Below are 18,592 nucleotides of genomic sequence, written 5' to 3' on the forward strand. Positions count from 1 at the left end.
TGGCTGAAATCGACTCGCAAACGCGACAAGTATGCCTCCGGCGGCCCTGGCCGTCCTGTGTCCGCTTGTTTTTTCACCCCATTCGGGGTTCAAAAACAACGCTACCCCAATGACTGACGCCTTTTCGGATGCCTTATATTTTGCCTGCGGCAAAACATCCGGCTCTAAGGCTACCAGGGACTACCAGCCTCGCTCGTTCCTCGCTTCCTTGGCTGGCAGCGGGGGTAGTACTAGCGTTAAGAGCTTTTTCAAACCTCACTTTTCTCTCTTTGATCCAGAACATCTAACCTCAGAACAACATATTCAGTTATATAAAAGACTGCAGCTATTGCTCGTTCAATTCAGCAAGACTCATCAAATTAAGGTTAAAGCAACAGCATACGCTATAGGCGTTGGTATTGCAGATAAACAAGGACAAATTGTAAAAGAGCTAGACACCTTTGAGTTAACTGAGGGCTATCGACAACCCTCAAAATTATTAAACTAAAATAAAGATGACTTTCACTCCATCTGACCGGTTAAACTTTTGAAGACTACCTCGCTTAAATCTCGCGATAACTTCAGTTTAGCAAGCTGCTCCAACTGTTGTTTCATCAAAACCTGGCGAGGTTTATCATAACTCTGCCAGCGGGTAAACGGTGTTGCCAGGCGTGCAGCAATTTGTGAGTTCAATGTATCTACCTTCGCCAACATCTCACCTAAAAATACATAGCCACTTCCATCTATGGCATGAAAATTACGTGGATTACCAAGGCAAAAGGCCCCGACAATAGCACGAACTTTATTAGGATTTTTGATATTAAATGCTGGATGTTGTAATAAGTGTTTCACATGATTTAAAGTTCCAGGCAGTTCAGAAGCGGCCTGTATTGCAAACCACTTGTCAACCACCAACTCGTCTTTGGACCATTGCTGGTAAAACTCTTTAATTGATTGCTCCCGGCTCCCACTATCGGTGCAATCAACCAATAAGCCGAAACTGGCAAGTTGATCAGTCATCGTCCTCCCGGCGGCAAATTGCTGTTTACAGGTTTCTATAGTTGCAGCCTCGTTTGCCTTCATCATCAAACGCAAACAGACGTTACGTAATTCCCGATGCTCATAATCCTGATAGTTCTTAATGCTACTCTCTTCTTGCCATAGTTTTTTATACACTTGCGACAACTCTGAAAACAAATTTAAACCCAACTGCTCGCGAAAATAATCTCGAGCTGCTTCAACACGTGCTACATCCACTAAATCGATGGTTGCCGCGACTTCTTCAAAACCGGGGGGAGAAAGCAATTTAGCACGCAAGTCCGTGTCCAAAGACTCATCCAGCAACACGTGTTTAAAAGCGGCGATTAGCGCAGCTGGTATCTGCCAATCATCAGAAGATGATTTTAAACAATTCGTTAAACAATTAAGTACTATCCGCTGAGCAGCGTCCCATTTAGCGTAGCCATCCGTTTCATAGCGTAATAAAAATAATAAATCATCCTGACTGAGCTCGTCTTTAATGCGAACAGGAGCGGAAAACTCTCGTAATACAGAAACAACTGGCTTCTCACTTAGTCCTTCAAAAACAAAATTTTGCTCACTTTGTCTTAACTGCAAAATATCCTTATCTACAGGCATCATTTGACCTTTTGAGTCAAATAAGGCAATGCGAACAGGAATATGAAATGGTTGTTTAGCTTCGCCATCGGGAGTAATGGGGCAGCTTTGTTGTAAAGTCAGTGTTAAACGACCTGGTGAATAGGCGCTTTTAACATGCACTACAGGTGTACCGGCCTGACTATACCACAATTTAAATTGAGTTAAATCAGCGCTATTGGCATCCTCCATAGCCGCAACGAAATCATCTATAGTTACTGCCTGACCATCGTGGCGGTCAAAATACAAATCCATACCACGTCTAAATCCTTCCTTGCCAAGCAAGGTGTGTTGCATGCGAATAACTTCCGCACCTTTGTTATAAATGGTTGCAGTATAAAAATTATTAATCTCCTGATAGGATTCGGGTCTTACTGGATGCGCCATGGCTCCAGAGTCTTCTGGAAATTGCGAACTGCGTAATCCATCCACATCAACAATCCGAAAGACATCCCGCGAATTCATATCGCGAGAAAACTCCTGATCACGAAATACCGTTAATCCTTCTTTCAGACTTAGTTGAAACCAATCGCGACAGGTTACTCGGTTGCCTGTCCAATTATGAAAATATTCATGAGCCACCACACTCTCAACACCAACGAAATCAGCATCGGTTGCTGTATCAGGTCGTGCAAGAATGTATTTGGAATTAAAAATATTTAATCCTTTGTTTTCCATAGCCCCCATATTAAAGTCACTTACTGCTACTATCATAAATACATCCAAATCATATTCTCGGCCATAAACTTCCTCATCCCACCGCATAGCCTTTTTCAATGACTCCATGGCATACAAACATTTATCTTCATTGCCAGGTTCAACATAAATTCGCAAAGCAACGGTCCGTCCAGAACAGGTAGTGAACTCATCACTGACACAAGCCAAATTACCAGCCACTAAAGCAAACAAATACGAAGGCTTTTTAAAAGGGTCTTGCCAAACTGCCCAGTGACGGCCATCAGATGTGGATCCTGAATCCATTAAATTTCCATTGGATAAAAGAACAGGGTAGTGTTTTTTTTCAGCAGAAATACGCGTGGTATAAGTCCCTAATACATCGGGTCTATCGAGAAAATAGGTAATTCGCCTGAAACCCTCGGCTTCACATTGAGTACAAAATAAATGATTGGAGCGATAAAGTCCTGATAATTTGGTATTATCTTGCGGGCGAATGCGGGTAACAAGTTCAAGCGTCATTGCATCAGGACAATTTTCAATAATGAGATCGCCCTGTTCGAGTTTGTATGCAGAAAGCCCCAGTTTCGAGCCATTCAGATGCACACTGATAAGCTCCAACTCATCCCCATACAAATGCAAAGCCCCTTCATGCTGACGATTTAATTTAATTTTACTGTGAACCAATGCATGATCATCATACAAGTCAAAACTTAAATCTACGGTATCCACTGTAAACGACGGGGGTTGGTAATTTTTCAAGTAAATGGTAGTGTCTGGCATAATCGATGCATTCCTTAAAAAAACAATTAAATTTATTGAGTTAAATATAAAATTAATTTGTGAAGATACTATTTAGCTACTAGTTTAACTACTATACTAAGAAATAAAAGATGTAATTTGTCGCTTTTCCCATGAAAAGCAAGAAATAAAAAAAAGAATCACGTTATATCCTTCTCAGGGATAAGTAAAAGGGGATGACACATGAATACACAAGATTTTTTAACCAGTTATACCAAACGCTTTGTGGAGAACAAAGAAGAGGATTTGAGTTTGGATGAGTATCTGGAGCTATGTAAAACTGACCCTTCAGCTTATGCTAATCCAGCAGAGCGTCTATTAATGGCTATAGGCGAACCTGAAATGATAGATACCCGTCATGACCCGGTTTTGTCCCGTATATTCTCCAATAAAGTTATTCAGCACTATTCGGTATTCAAAGATTTTTACGGCATGGAAGAGCCCATTGAACAGATCGTCGGCTTTTTAAAGCATGCCGCTCAGGGATTAGAAGAAACAAAACAAGTGCTTTACCTCTTGGGGCCCGTAGGCGGAGGTAAATCATCTGTTGCTGAAAAATTAAAAGACTTAATGGAAAAAGTGCCCTTCTATGCAATCAAAGGTTCCCCGGTATTTGAATCGCCATTGTCTTTATTTAATCCTGATGAAGACGGAGAGTTACTTCAGGAGCGTTTTGGCATTCCCACTCGTTACCTACGTTATTTAATGTCACCATGGGCAGTCAAACGATTACAGGAATTTAACGGCGATATCAGCAAATTCAGAGTCATAAAGATCAAACCTTCTCGCTTAAAACAAATTGCTATTGCGAAAACTGAACCCGGCGATGAAAACAATCAGGATATTTCTTCACTGGTCGGCAAGGTGGATATTCGTAAATTAGAGGAATTTTCTCAAGATGATCCTGATGCTTATAGCTTTTCAGGGGGTCTTTGCCGTGCCAACCGTGGTCTTTTAGAGTTTGTGGAAATGTTTAAAGCCCCAATTAAGGTGCTTCATCCATTGCTCACCGCCACTCAAGAGGGCAATTATAATGCTACTGAAGGATTATCCGCCATCCCATTTGAGGGAATCATTTTAGCTCACTCAAACGAGTCTGAATGGCAAACATTCAGAAACAATAAAAATAATGAGGCCTTTATTGACAGGATTAATATAGTAAAAGTCCCCTATTGTCTGCGAGTTTCGGAAGAGTTAAAAATTTATCAAAAATTGATCGATAACAGCTCTTTAGCTAAAGCTCATTGCGCACCAGGAACGCTCGATATGCTGGCGCAATTTTCTGTGTTAACACGTTTAAAAGAACCTCAAAACTCAAGTATTTATTCTAAAATGCGCGTATACAACGGTGAAAGCTTAAAAGATACCGATCCTAAAGCTAAATCCTATCAGGAATATCGAGATTTTGCCGGTGTTGATGAAGGAATGAGCGGGGTTTCAACGCGTTTTGCCTTTAAAATCCTATCCAAGGTATTCAACTTTGATCACAGTGAAATCGCGGCTAATCCCGTTCATTTGATGTATGTTCTGGAGCGACAAATTGAACAAGAGCAATTTCCTCAGGAACTACATGAAAATTATCTGGCGTTCATCAAAGAATACTTATCAGCAAAATATGTCGAATTTATCGGCAAAGAAATTCAAACCGCTTATCTGGAGTCCTACTCTGAGTATGGACAAAATATTTTTGACCGGTACATCACTTATGCAGATTTCTGGATTCAGGATCAAGACTATCGTGATCCAGATACAGGTGAGATTTTTGATCGCGGTTTATTAAATCTGGAGCTGGAAAAAATAGAAAAGCCAGCTGGGATTTCTAACCCTAAAGACTTCCGAAATGAAGTGGTTAATTTTGTCTTACGTGCCAGAGCAAATAACAGAGGCAAAAATCCAGTTTGGAATAGCTATGAAAAACTAAAATCGGTCATTGAGAAAAAAATGTTTACTAATACCGAAGATTTATTACCTGTTATTTCCTTCAATGCGAAATCATCTGAAGATGATAAGAAAAAACATGAAGAGTTTATCTCTCGGATGGTAGAGAAAGGCTACACACGCAAACAGGTTCGGTTACTTTGCGAATGGTACTTGCGAGTACGTAAATCGCAATAATGTCATTATAACCATAATGCAAGGTGCTAATACAGTCAGGGTTGTGTCTGTGAATAACGGTGATGATTTAACCCAACCCTGACATATATCTTACCTATGCAAGGTGTGGAGCTAATAATTATGTCGCAATTAATAGATAGACGACAAAATGCAGGTAAAAAAAGTACGGTTAATCGCCAACGCTTTCTTCGCCGCTATAAAAATCAAATCAAACGTGCTGTTTCTGATGCAGTAGGTAAACGCAGTATTACCGAAATTGATCAGGGCGAACAAATAACGATACCGGCAAAAGATATTTCCGAACCGAGGTTTCATCGTGGATATGGGGGGGACATTGAACGTATCTTACCTGGAAATGATAACTTCATTGCTGGCGACAGAGTAAGAAGACCAAGTGGAGAGGGTGCTGGAGGAGATGGAGGTAGTGCCAGCGATAGTGGTGAGGGTGAAGACAATTTTATTTTCGAACTGTCACGAGAAGAGTTTTTAGAACTCTATTTTGAAGACCTGGAATTACCAGATTTGGTTAAAAAAGAATTAGCTCGGCTCAGTACTTATAAAACCGTCAGAGCAGGAGTATCCACAAGCGGTATCCCCAATAACATTAATGTCTTGCGCTCAATGAAACAGGCTACCGGACGTCGAGTCGCATTAGCCTCACCTTATAAAAAACAACTAAAAGAGGCCGAAGATGCATTAACTCGACTACTTGAATCTCCTGATCCTGATAGGGCTGTTGTTTTAAAATTGCAAACAGATATTGAATTTTTAAAAAAGAAAATTCAAACCGTTCCTTTTATAGATACGATTGACCTGCGATATAACCACCGAGTGCGCATTTCTGCCCCTTCAACTCAGGCAGTGATGTTTTGTGTGATGGATGTTTCCGGCTCTATGGATGAAGCAAAAAAAGACATTGCAAAACGCTTTTTTATATTGCTTTATATGTTTCTCACCAAGAACTATGAAAAAATAGAATTGGTTTTTATTCGTCATCATACCTCGGCAAAAGAAGTCAACGAGGAAGAATTTTTTTATTCCCGCGAAACTGGAGGGACTGTAGTTTCAAGTGCCCTGGAGTTGTTGAATACTGTTATAGAAGCTCGCTACCCCCCCCAGGCATGGAATATTTATGTAGCTCAGGCCTCAGATGGAGATAATTGGAATGCGGACTCACCATACTGTCAGGAGTTGCTTCAGGAAAAAATTATGCCTTTATTGCAGTATTTTGCCTACATTGAAATTATGCCTCGTCATCATCAAAGCTTATGGGAAGTATATCAACAAATAAAAGAACACCATCACAACTTTGCCATGGAAAACATTGATACAGTAGCCGATATTTATCCGGTATTTCGCGAATTATTTAAAAGGAAAACCGTATGAAAAAAAAGCCTTTATCAACTGGCGCAGAATGGACTTTTGAGTTAATACAAGCTTATGACCTCGAAATAGCTCGCATCGCCAAAAACTTTAAACTTGATACTTATCCCAATCAAATTGAAGTTATCACAGCTGAACAAATGATGGATGCATACGCCTCCGTTGGAATGCCTATTGGATATCACCACTGGTCTTTTGGAAAACACTTTGTTGGAGTTGAAAAAAGTTATAAACGAGGACAAATGGGGCTAGCCTATGAGCTGGTTATTAATTCAGATCCCTGTATTTCCTATTTAATGGAAGAAAACACCATGGCTATGCAAGCGCTGGTTATAGCACATGCCTGTTATGGTCATAATTCTTTTTTTAAAAATAACTACTTATTTAAAATGTGGACCTCTGCCGATGCGATCATTGATTATTTGGTTTTTGCTAAAAAATACATCAGTGACTGCGAGCAACGTCATGGTATCGATGAAGTTGAAGCAGTCCTTGATGCCTGTCACGCCTTAATGAATTATGGAGTGGATCGCTATAAGCATCCTACAGCGCTCTCTATCCAGGAAGAGAAAATAAGACAACAAAACCGTGAAATTTATTTACAATCCCAAATCAATGAATTATGGCGAACCATACCCCATAGCAAACCTGATGATGAGAAACAAAAAGTACGTTTTCCAGATGAGCCCCAGGAAAATATTTTATATTTTATTGAAAAAAATGCTCCCCTGCTGGAGCCCTGGCAACGAGAACTTGTCCGTATAGTTAGAAAAATAGCCCAATATTTTTATCCCCAGGGCCAGACTAAAGTAATGAATGAAGGTTGGGCGTGTTTTTGGCATTATACTATCTTACATGCCTTATACGATGAAGGTTTGGTCACTGACGAATTTATGTTGGAAATCTTGCAAAATCATACCAATGTAATTATGCAATTACCTTATAACAGCCCCTATTATAACGGAATTAATCCGTACACCTTGGGCTACCATATGATGCAAGACATCAAGCGAATTTGCGAAAATCCTACTGAAGAAGATAAAAAATGGTTCCCCTATTTAGCAAATACAGATTGGCTTACCAGCCTGGATACTGCAATGCGCAATTATAAAGATGAGAGTTTCATTGCCCAATATTTGTCTCCGAAATTAATTCGTGATTTAAAATTATTCCATATAATTGATGATGATCGTAGCCCAGAATTATATATTAATGCAATTCATGACGAATTCGGATACCAACAGATACGAGAGGCGTTATCCAGACAATATAATTTAGGATATCTGGAGCCGGACATTCAGGTTTATTCGGTCGATTTACAAGGAGACCGCTCCCTCACTTTACGCTACACGCAACAAAATCGAGTGCCTTTGGGAGAGACTACAGCCGATGTTTTAAAACATCTCCACACCCTATGGAAATTTCCCGTCATTTTACAAGCTGTGGATACAGAAAACAAAGTGACGGCGGAATTTGTTTGCCCGCCATTAACGAGTCCTAAAGCGGGCGACAATGAGCTGTAGCAAATTAAACGATTAGCAATTAAATTGGTTGTTCCTGATCAAGTTATCTTCGTTGGGTTCTACAACCATTACGTCATGAGCAACATACAAATTATCCAATACATTTTGATAAAAATCTTTAGTGCTTTGCTTTTGTCCTGTCCGTGGATTATCTAAAGCATCTTGAGCTTTTTTTCTAATATCTGCATATAATTTGTATACATCTTTAACTTCGGAGCAGTTATATTCCTTAATCAACCCAACTATATCAGCAACTCGATGCGGTACTCTTATTGTTTCGCCCTGAAAATCAATTGCAACTCCTCCCTTAAAAATATTTAAACAAAAAAGCTCCATACCACCCAATTGCCATTCTTCACCCTGGATTAAGTCTATTTATCATCCTCAGGAGTATTCATTTTTAGCGCACCCATTTGCGTTTCATCTTGAATTCGCTTGATTTAAATCGAAAGAATGCTTTATTGCTTCACTGAAATAAAATTCTTTACTCTATCGGCAATAATAAGCTTCATTACAATAATGAGGTTGTGGATCAGACTTAGCCCTCTTATACCTACAAATAGTTCTGGGAACAGATTGTATTTTTGCATACATATCGTTACTTGAATTTATCTGCAAATAACTCACTGTACACTAATCAACCCGATCTAATAAATATTTTATTTAAGACTATAGCTGCCATGAACCTGTAAAGATTCAAAGCAGCATTAAGAAAGATTACTCAGAAGCTAATTCCATTGCAAAAGCTAATGCTAACTTGGAAAAATTAGTCATATGCTCTAGACTTAACAGATCCATAGTGTCAGAAGAGCTATGTATATAAGGGTTATGATCTTCAAAGTTAGACTCACAAGGGAAAGCTGCAGGAACACCTTGCTCTGTCCAGGATGCATGGTCACTGCAACCATAGCCACAACGGGAATAATCGACTGGAACTTGAACATAGGTATCAATTAATTTTGCTACATAATTACTCAAGCCTTTATCTGTATAATCCGTAAATACCCACATAGTTGGATCTTTGGGGTCAACTCGATAACCGGTCATGTCAAACTGTATCGCAGCTTTAACGGGTATCGAATGGTCAACAAAATGTTGCACTACATACTGAGACCCCACTAAACCTCGCTCCTCAGCCGCATACCAAATGATATAAATGGGACGCTTGAAGGTTGTTTTAGAAGCCAATAAAACTCGAGCTGCTTCCATCACGCTAGAAGAGCCACTACCATCATCACCAGCTCCAGGCATACGACCATCCAGAGTATCCATATGAGCACCAAGCACCACAGCAGGAGCATTTATATCTTTCCCAATAACCGTCACCAATGAGGGTTGTTTATACCATCCGGTGTTCACAAAAAATGTTGCAGTATCATCACGACCATACTCAACTGCCATTGCCTCAAAGGTAGATTTCAACCAATTAGCGACCTCAAGACCAGTATTTTTGGTTGCAGAACGGTTATGATAAGTCGTTAAATGAGTCAAAGTTTGCCAAATATTATCAGCAACAACTTCCTTTAATGCGGCATTTACTTCCTTCTGATGTTTAATCTCGTAAACCTCTGCCCTTAATTTGCCTGCTTTCAGTGATTTAGCACCTCTGTTTTCAAGTATATTTAGTGCAGATTGTTTCTTTATCAATAAAGAGGCGCCAAATAGTTTGTGACTTACATTCACAAAGCGACCACACTGAACTTGATCGGCTAAAACAGTCAAATTATCTATTTCACTGGAAGGGACATCGATAATTTTAAATTGCTTATTCTCTGCCAAAACTTCATATGGTGTAGTGATTTTGGAAACAAGGCACTGTGGCACCTGCAATTGTTCATGCACAGCAGGACTTGCTGCAAAAGCAGAATTACCAGCAAGTATTAGACCTGCGGTAATACAGGACCTCCATTGATTTAAATGCATTTCCTCTCCTAAGTTTTATTTGCCATCATTCACGATACTACATGATGAAGAAAATCATGCAAGTAAACTTTCCTGGAAAAACAAGCAACAATGTTCTATTTTTGTTCTTTTTGTTATTGATAATCATTTTCATTTAGGGTAAAGTTTTACTTCCAATGTTCATGGGCAAATATACTACAATGAATACAAAAAACAAACCTGTCAACCCCAGAAAAATTCCTTATAACCTTGCTATTTTACTCCTTACTGTAGGCGCCAGTTTGATTCTTGGTTTTTTAAGCTTTGGTGGAATGTTTGCTCTATTTCCAGTTCTACCTTTAGCATTTGCCGCTTTTGGTTTATCTGTTGCTTATGAAGGGGAAATTTATTTACAGAATATTAAAGGTGCATTAAAGAAACTGCTTAAGAAAAATTATCTTGAAAATTATATGGCGAAAGAATACCTCCTTGAGAACTTCCCGGAGGATACCGTTGATCCTGATTGCCCCCAGTTTTTCAAAGACTACAAAAATCAACTTGAATTATTAAGTGCCTTTGGTCACAAAGAATTAAATAAAGATAGTAAAAAAAGAAAAAAACAAGTAGAGAAAACCTTGGGCGACATGGAGAAATGGTTTGCCCTGCAATTATTTTCAGCCAAAGATAAAATAACGGAGCATGAATCAAAATACGCCCAACAAGTACAGGTCTGGCTTGAACAACACGAACAACAAGAATGGCAGAAGCGTATTGAGGCACGCCGCGTCAAGTTTAATATAGCCAAGGGTTTTAGTGTTTTAGCGGGACTATTCATGGGTCTTGGAAGTACTTACCTTATTGTGGAGGCATTTAGTGTTATCCCTTTTTTTGCCATCATTCCCTTCACCTTCTGGCCGATAATAATCGTACCCATGGCCCTAATTGCAGGAGCTGCTTATGGCATGCTGACCTTCAACGCCATTACAGATTTGATTAACAATAATACCGTAATCAAATGGTACAACAGACTCCGTTATGACTTAAGTAAGGGGCTAACCCCTCGCAATATCTTTATGGCAACGACTGCTGTTCTACTTGTCGGACTGGCTATCGCTCTGACTATTTGTACGGCCGGCACCTGGTGGACAGTGGCTACCCATGCTCGTCCATTGTTTGAGTGGATGAAAAAAATTCCCAGTTTTGTTATGGGTGTAATCAATCCAGCCATTACCGGTTTATCCGCCATATTTTTTAATATTCAAAATACAGCAGAATCTTTGGACTTGGTAGACGAGGCAACCCAAAGTGAAGAAAACCTCTTCCAAAGAATTTATAAATCCATAACTGATGGTCTCACTTATGTGCGTGAGACTGAAAATTGGCTCCAGATAGTAAATCCTTTCCGTCTCATTTTAAAACTGACCATCACCCCACTGCGCCTGCTACTCTTTTTAGGGCATCTAATCAGCATCGCCGTAACTGCCGATCGAATGCCTGGCATACCTCAAATTTTGGCTGCTCTGATAGCGATGATCAGTGAGGGTTTTGAAGACGCGCATTACTTTATAGGCCATGATGAAGAGCATAATGACCACGATAACCATCATGATTTCCAATCGCTGAAGAAAGAACGTCTGGATGTGAATGCAGGTCACAATCACGATGGAGATATCCCTACCTGGATTCTTAAAACTATTGCTATACCTTTATACGCCTTAGCCGCACTCTGGGACTCCAGTGCCAGCAAGCTAAATCACTCTCCCAGCCATAAGCAAACAGAAGAGTCGACCCAGCAACGCCCACATACGCCTCAACGGCGGGTTCTTTCTTTCCAGGAAGCCTGGAATAAACAAAGAGGCATCAAAGCACAGGAGCATGTTGAATTACCATCTGATGCACAACGTCCTTTAAAAGATTGGCAAGTAGAACATACTGCTTTTCTTATCGAAAAATATCAAACCAAGCATTTTGAAAACACCCACATTGCTCCAGAATTGGCTGCAGAAAAAGTACGTGAATTGGATGTTTTGAAAAATAAGGTACGGACAACAACCTCGAGTGAAACATTAGCTGATACATTGATTCAAGCTAGAAGCCAAACAGTTTATAATCAACATCGCTGGTTTGCTAAAGCAGATAAAACCAGTACACAAATGTTTATCGAGGAGCTGCCAGAGCGCGTCAATGTAATCTGATACAAGAATTATTGATGAATTAAGGAAGAAGGTTGGGCTTAAGGAGCATAGCAGTCAGGCTAACTGACTTAAGCCCAGCTGACAGTTTAAAAGGGAGGCTTTCAGATGCAGTGCGGATATTTCAACCTAATTCTGTTTCATTAAACGGGTCAGAACAGTTCCCGGACCAATTTCGATAAACTCTGATTCCCCTTTATTTTTCAAATAACTAATGGTTTCCGCCCATCGTACCGGACTTGTTAATTGTTTTACCAAATACTCTTTAATGGTTTTTTGAACATAGGGTTGAGCCGTCACAGTAGATATAACTTCAGTATGAAGTGGCATCAGTTCAACCGGGGCTATATAATGTTCAAATTCATTAGCCATTGATTGCATGTATCTCGAATGAAAAGCACCACTGACTCTAAGTGGAATACAAATTGATGCCTCATTTTCAAGAACGTCATAAGCGGAATTAATCTCATCCACCACGCCTGAAATAACAATTTGATTGCTTGAATTAAAATTGGCGTAATCAATTGCATCCAATCCATTTTGCTGGAGTAACGATTTGATTCGTTCCAAGGGTAAACCGATTACTGCCAGCATTGCCCCACCCCTTACCTGAGCCATGAGTTCACCACGTTTTTTAACCAGCTTTAAACCCGTAATAAAATCAAAAGCACCCGCTGCAAACAATGCAGAATACTCACCCAGGCTATGTCCGATACAATATTTAGGCTTAAGACCCTCTGTGTTTTTTGCTAAAAAAGCTAACCCCTCTACAACATACAAGGCAGGTTGAGTGAACTCAGTATTCTCTAATTGTTGTTTGGGATCATTAATACATAACTCGTCTATCGAGTATCCGAGTAATTCATTTGCTTGTTTTACCTGCTGGGGAAATTGACGAAATAAATCCACGCCCATTCCTTTTATTTGAGAGCCTTGCCCTGGAAACATGTAAATCGTCATAAATGCCCTTCATTATGGTTAAATGAAATGCCCATACAAATCTAGTATAGATATTATAGTATATGAACAAATTATTTTGTTTCAAGAAGTAGGTTCACACAACATATTCTTTAATCCCGCTAAGTGTGATTTGGCTAAATTCCTGGATTTTTCTTCACAACGTTCGCTACCCTTCCCAAACCACTCGAGACTGTCCTGGGGAAGCTCTTCTAAAAATCGACTTGGGAGACAGTCCTGCAGCTCCCCCCCACGACGCCTTTGTTTCGCCAGGGAAAAACACAACCCTTTTTGTGCCCGTGTTACCCCTACATAGGCCAACCGTCTTTCTTCTTCAATTTGGTCTTCATCAATACTTACACGATGAGGTAATAACTCTTCTTCCATCCCCACCAGGTAAACATAGGGAAATTCCAAACCTTTTGATGCATGCAAAGTCATTAATTGAAGCGTATCCGCATCCTGTTCATCTGACTGTTCGAGTATATCAATTAAGATTAATTTATTGACCACATCAGCCAGTGTTTGCCCGGGTTTTTTGGCTAGCAAACGCCCCACCCATTCAAGCAATTCCCAGACATTATCCATTCTTTTTTGAGCCTTTGCAGGAGTATCACTCTGTTCATAAATATGCGCTTCATAACCACTGTCTTCGACCATTTGTCTTAAATACTCCAGTACTGCCCCCGAAGCTAACGATTTTTTAATTTCATCAATCCACTTTTTAAATGACTGCAATGCTGCCCTTGGTTTATCGGAAATTACCTCGGTTAATGCCAAATGATCCGCCCCAGCATAAAGACTTATCCCCCTGGTTTGCGCGTAACGCCCCAGAACATCGAGACTTGCATCACCGATACCTCGCTTGGGGGTATTAATGACCCGCAAAAATGCGGCATCATCGGCCTCATTACACAATAATTTTAAATAGGCAAAAATATCTTTAACCTCTGCTTTGGCGAACCATGATTGACCGCCACTGATACGATAAGGAATCCCATAATGCCTTAATATTTTTTCAAATATTCGGGATTGATGATTGCCTCTATATAAGATGGCATAGTCACCGTAGTTTGTTCTGGCACGCATTTTATGACTGATTAAATCCGTCACCACATGTTCGGCTTCATCATTTTCATCCCTACAGCTAATAACCCGTAACAATTCACCACAGCCCAGCTCACTCCACAATTTCTTTTCAAACAAATGTTGATTATGAGAAATTAAATGATTGGCAGCATGTAAAATTCTACTGGTCGATCGGTAATTTTGCTCCAGCTTTATCACTTTTAATTGGGGATAATCTTTTTGTAATTGCCCTAAATTTTCTGGCTTAGCACCCCTCCAGGCATAAATTGACTGGTCATCATCACCAACAACGGTAAAATGGGCACGAACCCCAACCAGTTTTTTGACCAAGAGATACTGGCTGGTATTTGAGTCCTGGTACTCATCAACTAATAAATGACGAATTTTATTTTGCCAGTATTCTAAAACCTCAGGATGCTCGCTCAACAAACTAACAGGAAGTCGAATCAGATCATCAAAGTCTACCGCATTATATGCTTTAAGTGCCTGTTGGTAACGGGGGTAGATTATTGCTGCTTCTTCGAATAAAGGTGTACGGTTCAGAACTGACTCAGGGGATAAGAAATCATTTTTCCAACGTGAAATTTGTTGCTGAATCTGTAAAATAAAATCGCGTTCATTGGCTTTGTTCGCAGGAAGAAAGCCACGTAGAATCTGTAAGCAGTCCTCACTATCAAAAATAGAAAATCCTTTTTTCAGATTACACAAAGCCAGATTACGTTTTATCATACTTAAACCAAGAGTATGAAAAGTAGCAACTTTCAGGCCCCTGCGGCTCGCAGCAGGTAAAAGTGCAGCAATACGTGCCCGCATTTCATTAGCTGCTTTGTTAGTAAAAGTGACAGCACAAACCGATTTTGCAGCATAACCGCAAGTATTAATTAAATAGCCGATTTTTTGGGTTATAACTCGAGTTTTACCACTTCCAGCACCGGCAAGAACCAACAAGGGCCCATCTATATAATGTACTGCGGCCGTTTGTTGGCTATTTAACATTCTTGGTTCTCGTTCAAAAAAGAGGCATTATCACCCGCGCGCACTTTTCTATGCAACTGTTAATTTATCGAGCGTTGTACATCAAACTCTTCATCATTATCAGACTCGATAGACTCTGGTTGTTTGTCAATCTCATTTATCTCTTCAATACCGAACAGTATTTTATCTATTTTTTTAAATAGAGGAATAAGTATGCCTGAATTTTTCATGAAAGTTCCTTGTTTTTTTTGGGGGGATGTTTTAAAAGGATAGTTCAAGAACTTTATTTCTCCAGTTAATCGGCGAAATAAATTCTGATTCACTCTGACCTTGAATATAAAAAATAGGAGTACAATAAATACCTGGTAAGTGAGTTATATTCACCTGACTATCAAATAAAACTGCTCAATAACTTCGGAAGAATCGAAAATTTCGTCGTACCAAGGGACGTAGGAGAAGCACTTTTACCAAACTTATTCAGCGGTTTGGGAGCAACGAGACAATAGACCGTTAAAGGAACAATGCTCGATTAATTTTATAAAAACTGATATCACCGAAAATCAGCAATGTGTTTCTTAAATCAGCCACTGATAGCAGATAAAAGTCCTCAACAATGAGGAAAAAAGAAGCTATGATCCTGAAACCCTCAATCAGCTATCGGATTCTGACTGGAATTATGAATGTTCTTGTAACGAGTGTTTGTATTTAATTATTTACTACGAGGTATCAATTCATCAAATACTGCAGCTCCTCCGTTAACAATATTGCTAACTGCATTATTAATTTCAGTACTGGTAGTACCTGTTTGGGGTGAAAAAAAGTGATTGGCCTGGTTTAGAGCATTAGGGACAGGTCGCCTGCTCTTACCTAATTCATGGAGCTGGTATAAGGCAGCACTTGTAAGAGCAAGGGAAGCAGTAAAACCTATTTTGGCGTTCAATGCATAAAGAGGTGCCAATATTATATTTCCAATCCCGAGGACAACGGCTGTCTTTTTAGTATCCTCAGTACTTACCTCTTCTTTTGGCATACCAGCTCCTTTGATCTGTTACTTACTATAGTACTTCTTACAGACTAAGTGAGGATAGATAAAATTGCAAGCAACGAATCAGCTGCATGCGCCTTTAAACTCCAAGAATTCGTTCAAGGTACTTGCACTGTTTTCTAATCAATTAACCCCCGAAAAAATGGTTTCGGTTTGGTATATCGTCACCCTAAGCCCGGATCGCTTTACTTATGCAAGATATGTTTAAAATCAGACATATCTCGATTGTAACGTGTTACATTGTTGCGTTTAAAAGATATCACAGAGCCCAACAATAAGTTAAATTAAATGAAATACTGCATCTATGGGAGACTTTCTTAAATGATTCAATCCATCTTACATCTATATAAGGCCTTCAAAAACTCATGGAAGGGGCTAAAAAACGCCTGGTGCTTACAATGGGCTTTTAGAGTTGAAGTGGCTCTTTTATTAATTGCTTTTCCTTGTGCATTTTTATTAGGCAACAATACTGTCGAGTATATCCTTCTGCTTGGTTCTGTTTTTTTGCTTCTTATCATGGAGTTAATCAACTCCGCCATAGAAACAATCGTTAATCGTATTGGATTGGAGTATCATGAATTATCTGGTCTTGCCAAAGATCTGGCTTCATCAGCCATACTGCTTTCAATCCTTAACATGCTCATGACTTGGGGTATAATTTTTATTCACCAGATTTAATTCTACTTGTCAAAGCACAGAGAATCTGATTGGGAAAAAATATCTTCAAAACACGACTATATTTCGTGTACACTTCGCTTTTTTAGATAATTTCTGCGACCTTGTCTGATTCCTGACACCTCGCAAGAAGTCTAGTGAGTTTCCAATGAAAGAATCAGATACCTTACAACGTTTTATTTTTGAACATGCCAATATTCGTGGTGAAATTGTTCACATTGAACAGACCTATCAAACGATAATGAATCAACGTGATTACCCCCCTATGGTTAAAAATTTGCTGGGCGAAGCAATGGTCTCCTGTTTGCTACTGGCTAGCAGTATTAAATTTGAAGGTAAATTAAATTTACAGTTTCAGGGGGATGAGCGTCTGCCCCTGTTATTGGTGCAATGTGATCATGAGTTTAACATCAGAGCATTTGCCAAATATATGGAGCATCTTGAAATTATCGATTACGCCACCGCGTTTCTTAAAGGTCAGATGGTGCTTACGATTAGTCCAGACAATCAAACTCAGATCTATCAAAGTACAGTGCCGATTCAAGCGACTTCGATGAGTGAAAATTTAATGACTTATTTTGCGCAATCAGAACAAATTGCGACTAGAGTCTGGCTTGCAGCTAATGAAGAGATGGCTGCAGGAATGCTACTTCAGTTGATGCCTGGACAAGATACTCTTCAAAAAGAACAATTTTGGGAATATGCAGTGCAATTGGGGCAAACGGTTAGTGAAGAAGAGTTACTTACTTTAGATAATAAAAGCCTGCTTTATCGTCTGTATAATGAAACGGAAGTAAGAGTATTTGAAAGTCGTTCTACCCGTTTTCAATGCCGCTGTAACCCGGAAAAAATGAATCAGGTCATCACTATTCTCGGTGAACAGGAGGCAAAAGAATTATTAAAAGAACAGGGGGGCATCACGGTCAATTGTGATTTTTGTAACCAAAAATACACTCTTGATTCGATAGACGTGACCATGCTGTTTCATAAGTAGCGTCTTTTTTAGCTGTCGTGCAGGGCAAACGATAATTTGATAATTTATTGTAATGTTAAATCCGGTGAAGATAAGACCCCCCCATCTACCTGACTAAATTGCAAATACTCACCTCGCATCGCCTGTAATATTTGCTGTAAGGTGACAAATTGTGCGCTTAATTGAAAATATAAATCCGCTGTCTGGCTATCTTGCAACTCGCCAACGGTCAAATAGGCGGCCTGCCCCATATCAGAAAAATAACTAAGACTGACATGCCGTTGCTCTGCGATTCCTGGAAAAAGACCACAAAACAACAGACTTTTATCGCCAACATCCCGTAACAACTCTACTTGCACCTGGCGAGGTTTACGCATTGACTCTAAAAAATCCTGGGCGATTATTGATTCAATGAGCTTGGGACCTTGAGAAAAACGCATTAATAAAAAAACCAGATAACTTTCCGTATTTTCATTCAAAATAAGCCGCGTAGAAGCTTGTGCTTCGTTAACTAAAGCATGCCATTGGCTGATATCCGTGGGATGTAAAATCAGTTGCTTCATAAATACCCCCATTTTTTATCCCTCACTATTAGTCTAGCAAAGCCTGTACCAATTACGATCTTTATTTTTAAATAATTTCAAGATCTTTCGGGATTTCCTTAATTTGTATC

15 protein-coding genes are annotated in these 18,592 nt (G+C 39.6%); 7 read left to right on the forward strand and 8 right to left on the reverse strand.

The window, feature by feature from the left end; genetic code table 11:
• Positions 1-109 precede the first annotated feature (109 nt).
• Positions 110-487 carry a hypothetical protein gene (locus HRS36_RS16530; protein ID WP_173238187.1) on the forward strand — a complete coding sequence of 126 codons (378 nt, stop codon included), beginning with the start codon at positions 110-112 and terminating at the stop codon, positions 485-487.
• Between the two features lie 14 nt (positions 488-501).
• Here HRS36_RS16530 and pepN read toward each other — a convergent pair whose 3' ends face one another.
• Positions 502-3,093, reverse strand: coding sequence for an aminopeptidase N (gene pepN, locus HRS36_RS16535; protein WP_173238188.1), 2,592 nt, complete (start codon positions 3,091-3,093; stop codon positions 502-504).
• Between the two features lie 201 nt (positions 3,094-3,294).
• Between pepN and HRS36_RS16540 the strand changes: the two genes are divergently transcribed.
• The 3 genes from HRS36_RS16540 to HRS36_RS16550 all read left to right on the forward strand — a co-directional run bounded on the left by HRS36_RS16540 (position 3,295) and on the right by HRS36_RS16550 (position 8,132).
• A complete protein-coding gene (locus HRS36_RS16540; protein WP_173238189.1) occupies positions 3,295-5,226 on the forward strand; it encodes a PrkA family serine protein kinase in 1,932 nt (643 codons plus the stop codon).
• Between the two features lie 120 nt (positions 5,227-5,346).
• Complete coding sequence (locus HRS36_RS16545) at positions 5,347-6,612, forward strand: YeaH/YhbH family protein (RefSeq protein ID WP_173238190.1); 1,266 nt, start codon at positions 5,347-5,349, stop codon at positions 6,610-6,612.
• Entirely contained in the window at positions 6,609-8,132 is a 1,524-nt protein-coding gene (locus tag HRS36_RS16550; RefSeq protein ID WP_173238191.1) for a SpoVR family protein, read from the forward strand. Before HRS36_RS16545 ends, HRS36_RS16550 begins: the two co-directional genes overlap by 4 nt.
• A 12-nt stretch (positions 8,133-8,144) precedes the next feature.
• Here the strand turns inward: HRS36_RS16550 and HRS36_RS16555 are convergent, their stop codons facing one another.
• Both HRS36_RS16555 and lapA read right to left on the reverse strand, forming a co-directional pair.
• Positions 8,145-8,477 carry a hypothetical protein gene (locus HRS36_RS16555; protein ID WP_173238192.1) on the reverse strand — a complete coding sequence of 111 codons (333 nt, stop codon included), beginning with the start codon at positions 8,475-8,477 and terminating at the stop codon, positions 8,145-8,147.
• Between the two features lie 372 nt (positions 8,478-8,849).
• A complete protein-coding gene (gene lapA / locus HRS36_RS16560) occupies positions 8,850-10,055 on the reverse strand; it encodes an aminopeptidase LapA (protein ID WP_173238193.1) in 1,206 nt (401 codons plus the stop codon).
• Positions 10,056-10,234: 179 nt separating this feature from the next.
• Here lapA and HRS36_RS16565 point away from each other — a divergent pair, with 179 nt between their 5' ends.
• Positions 10,235-12,208 carry a hypothetical protein gene (locus tag HRS36_RS16565; protein WP_173238194.1) on the forward strand — a complete coding sequence of 658 codons (1,974 nt, stop codon included), beginning with the start codon at positions 10,235-10,237 and terminating at the stop codon, positions 12,206-12,208.
• Between the two features lie 126 nt (positions 12,209-12,334).
• Here the strand turns inward: HRS36_RS16565 and fabD are convergent, their stop codons facing one another.
• From fabD to HRS36_RS16585, 4 genes are all read right to left on the reverse strand, one after another.
• On the reverse strand, positions 12,335-13,165 hold the full coding sequence (gene fabD, locus HRS36_RS16570) for an ACP S-malonyltransferase (RefSeq protein WP_173238195.1): 831 nt from the start codon (positions 13,163-13,165) through the stop codon (positions 12,335-12,337).
• An 81-nt stretch (positions 13,166-13,246) separates the two neighbouring features.
• Positions 13,247-15,247: a UvrD-helicase domain-containing protein gene (locus HRS36_RS16575; protein ID WP_173238196.1), complete on the reverse strand. Its 2,001-nt coding sequence runs from the start codon at positions 15,245-15,247 to the stop codon at positions 13,247-13,249.
• A 59-nt stretch (positions 15,248-15,306) separates the two neighbouring features.
• Positions 15,307-15,504, reverse strand: a complete 198-nt coding sequence (locus HRS36_RS16580) for a hypothetical protein (RefSeq protein ID WP_173235402.1) — start codon at positions 15,502-15,504, stop codon at positions 15,307-15,309.
• Between the two features lie 431 nt (positions 15,505-15,935).
• Entirely contained in the window at positions 15,936-16,256 is a 321-nt protein-coding gene (locus HRS36_RS16585) for a hypothetical protein (protein WP_173238197.1), read from the reverse strand.
• 336 nt (positions 16,257-16,592) lie between these two features.
• On the opposite strand from HRS36_RS16585, the gene HRS36_RS16590 reads away from it, so the two are divergent.
• The gene (locus HRS36_RS16590) at positions 16,593-16,949 is read left to right on the forward strand and encodes a diacylglycerol kinase (protein ID WP_173238198.1); all 357 of its coding nucleotides are present in this window, start codon (positions 16,593-16,595) and stop codon (positions 16,947-16,949) included.
• 145 nt (positions 16,950-17,094) lie between these two features.
• Positions 17,095-17,940: an Hsp33 family molecular chaperone HslO gene (gene hslO / locus HRS36_RS16595; protein WP_173238199.1), complete on the forward strand. Its 846-nt coding sequence runs from the start codon at positions 17,095-17,097 to the stop codon at positions 17,938-17,940.
• Between the two features lie 44 nt (positions 17,941-17,984).
• Here hslO and HRS36_RS16600 read toward each other — a convergent pair whose 3' ends face one another.
• On the reverse strand, positions 17,985-18,482 hold the full coding sequence (locus tag HRS36_RS16600) for a hypothetical protein (RefSeq protein WP_173238200.1): 498 nt from the start codon (positions 18,480-18,482) through the stop codon (positions 17,985-17,987).
• Between the last annotated feature and the right edge of the window lie 110 nt (positions 18,483-18,592).

Source organism: Legionella antarctica, from assembly GCF_011764505.1.
GTDB classification, from domain to species: Bacteria; Pseudomonadota; Gammaproteobacteria; order Legionellales; family Legionellaceae; genus Legionella; species Legionella antarctica.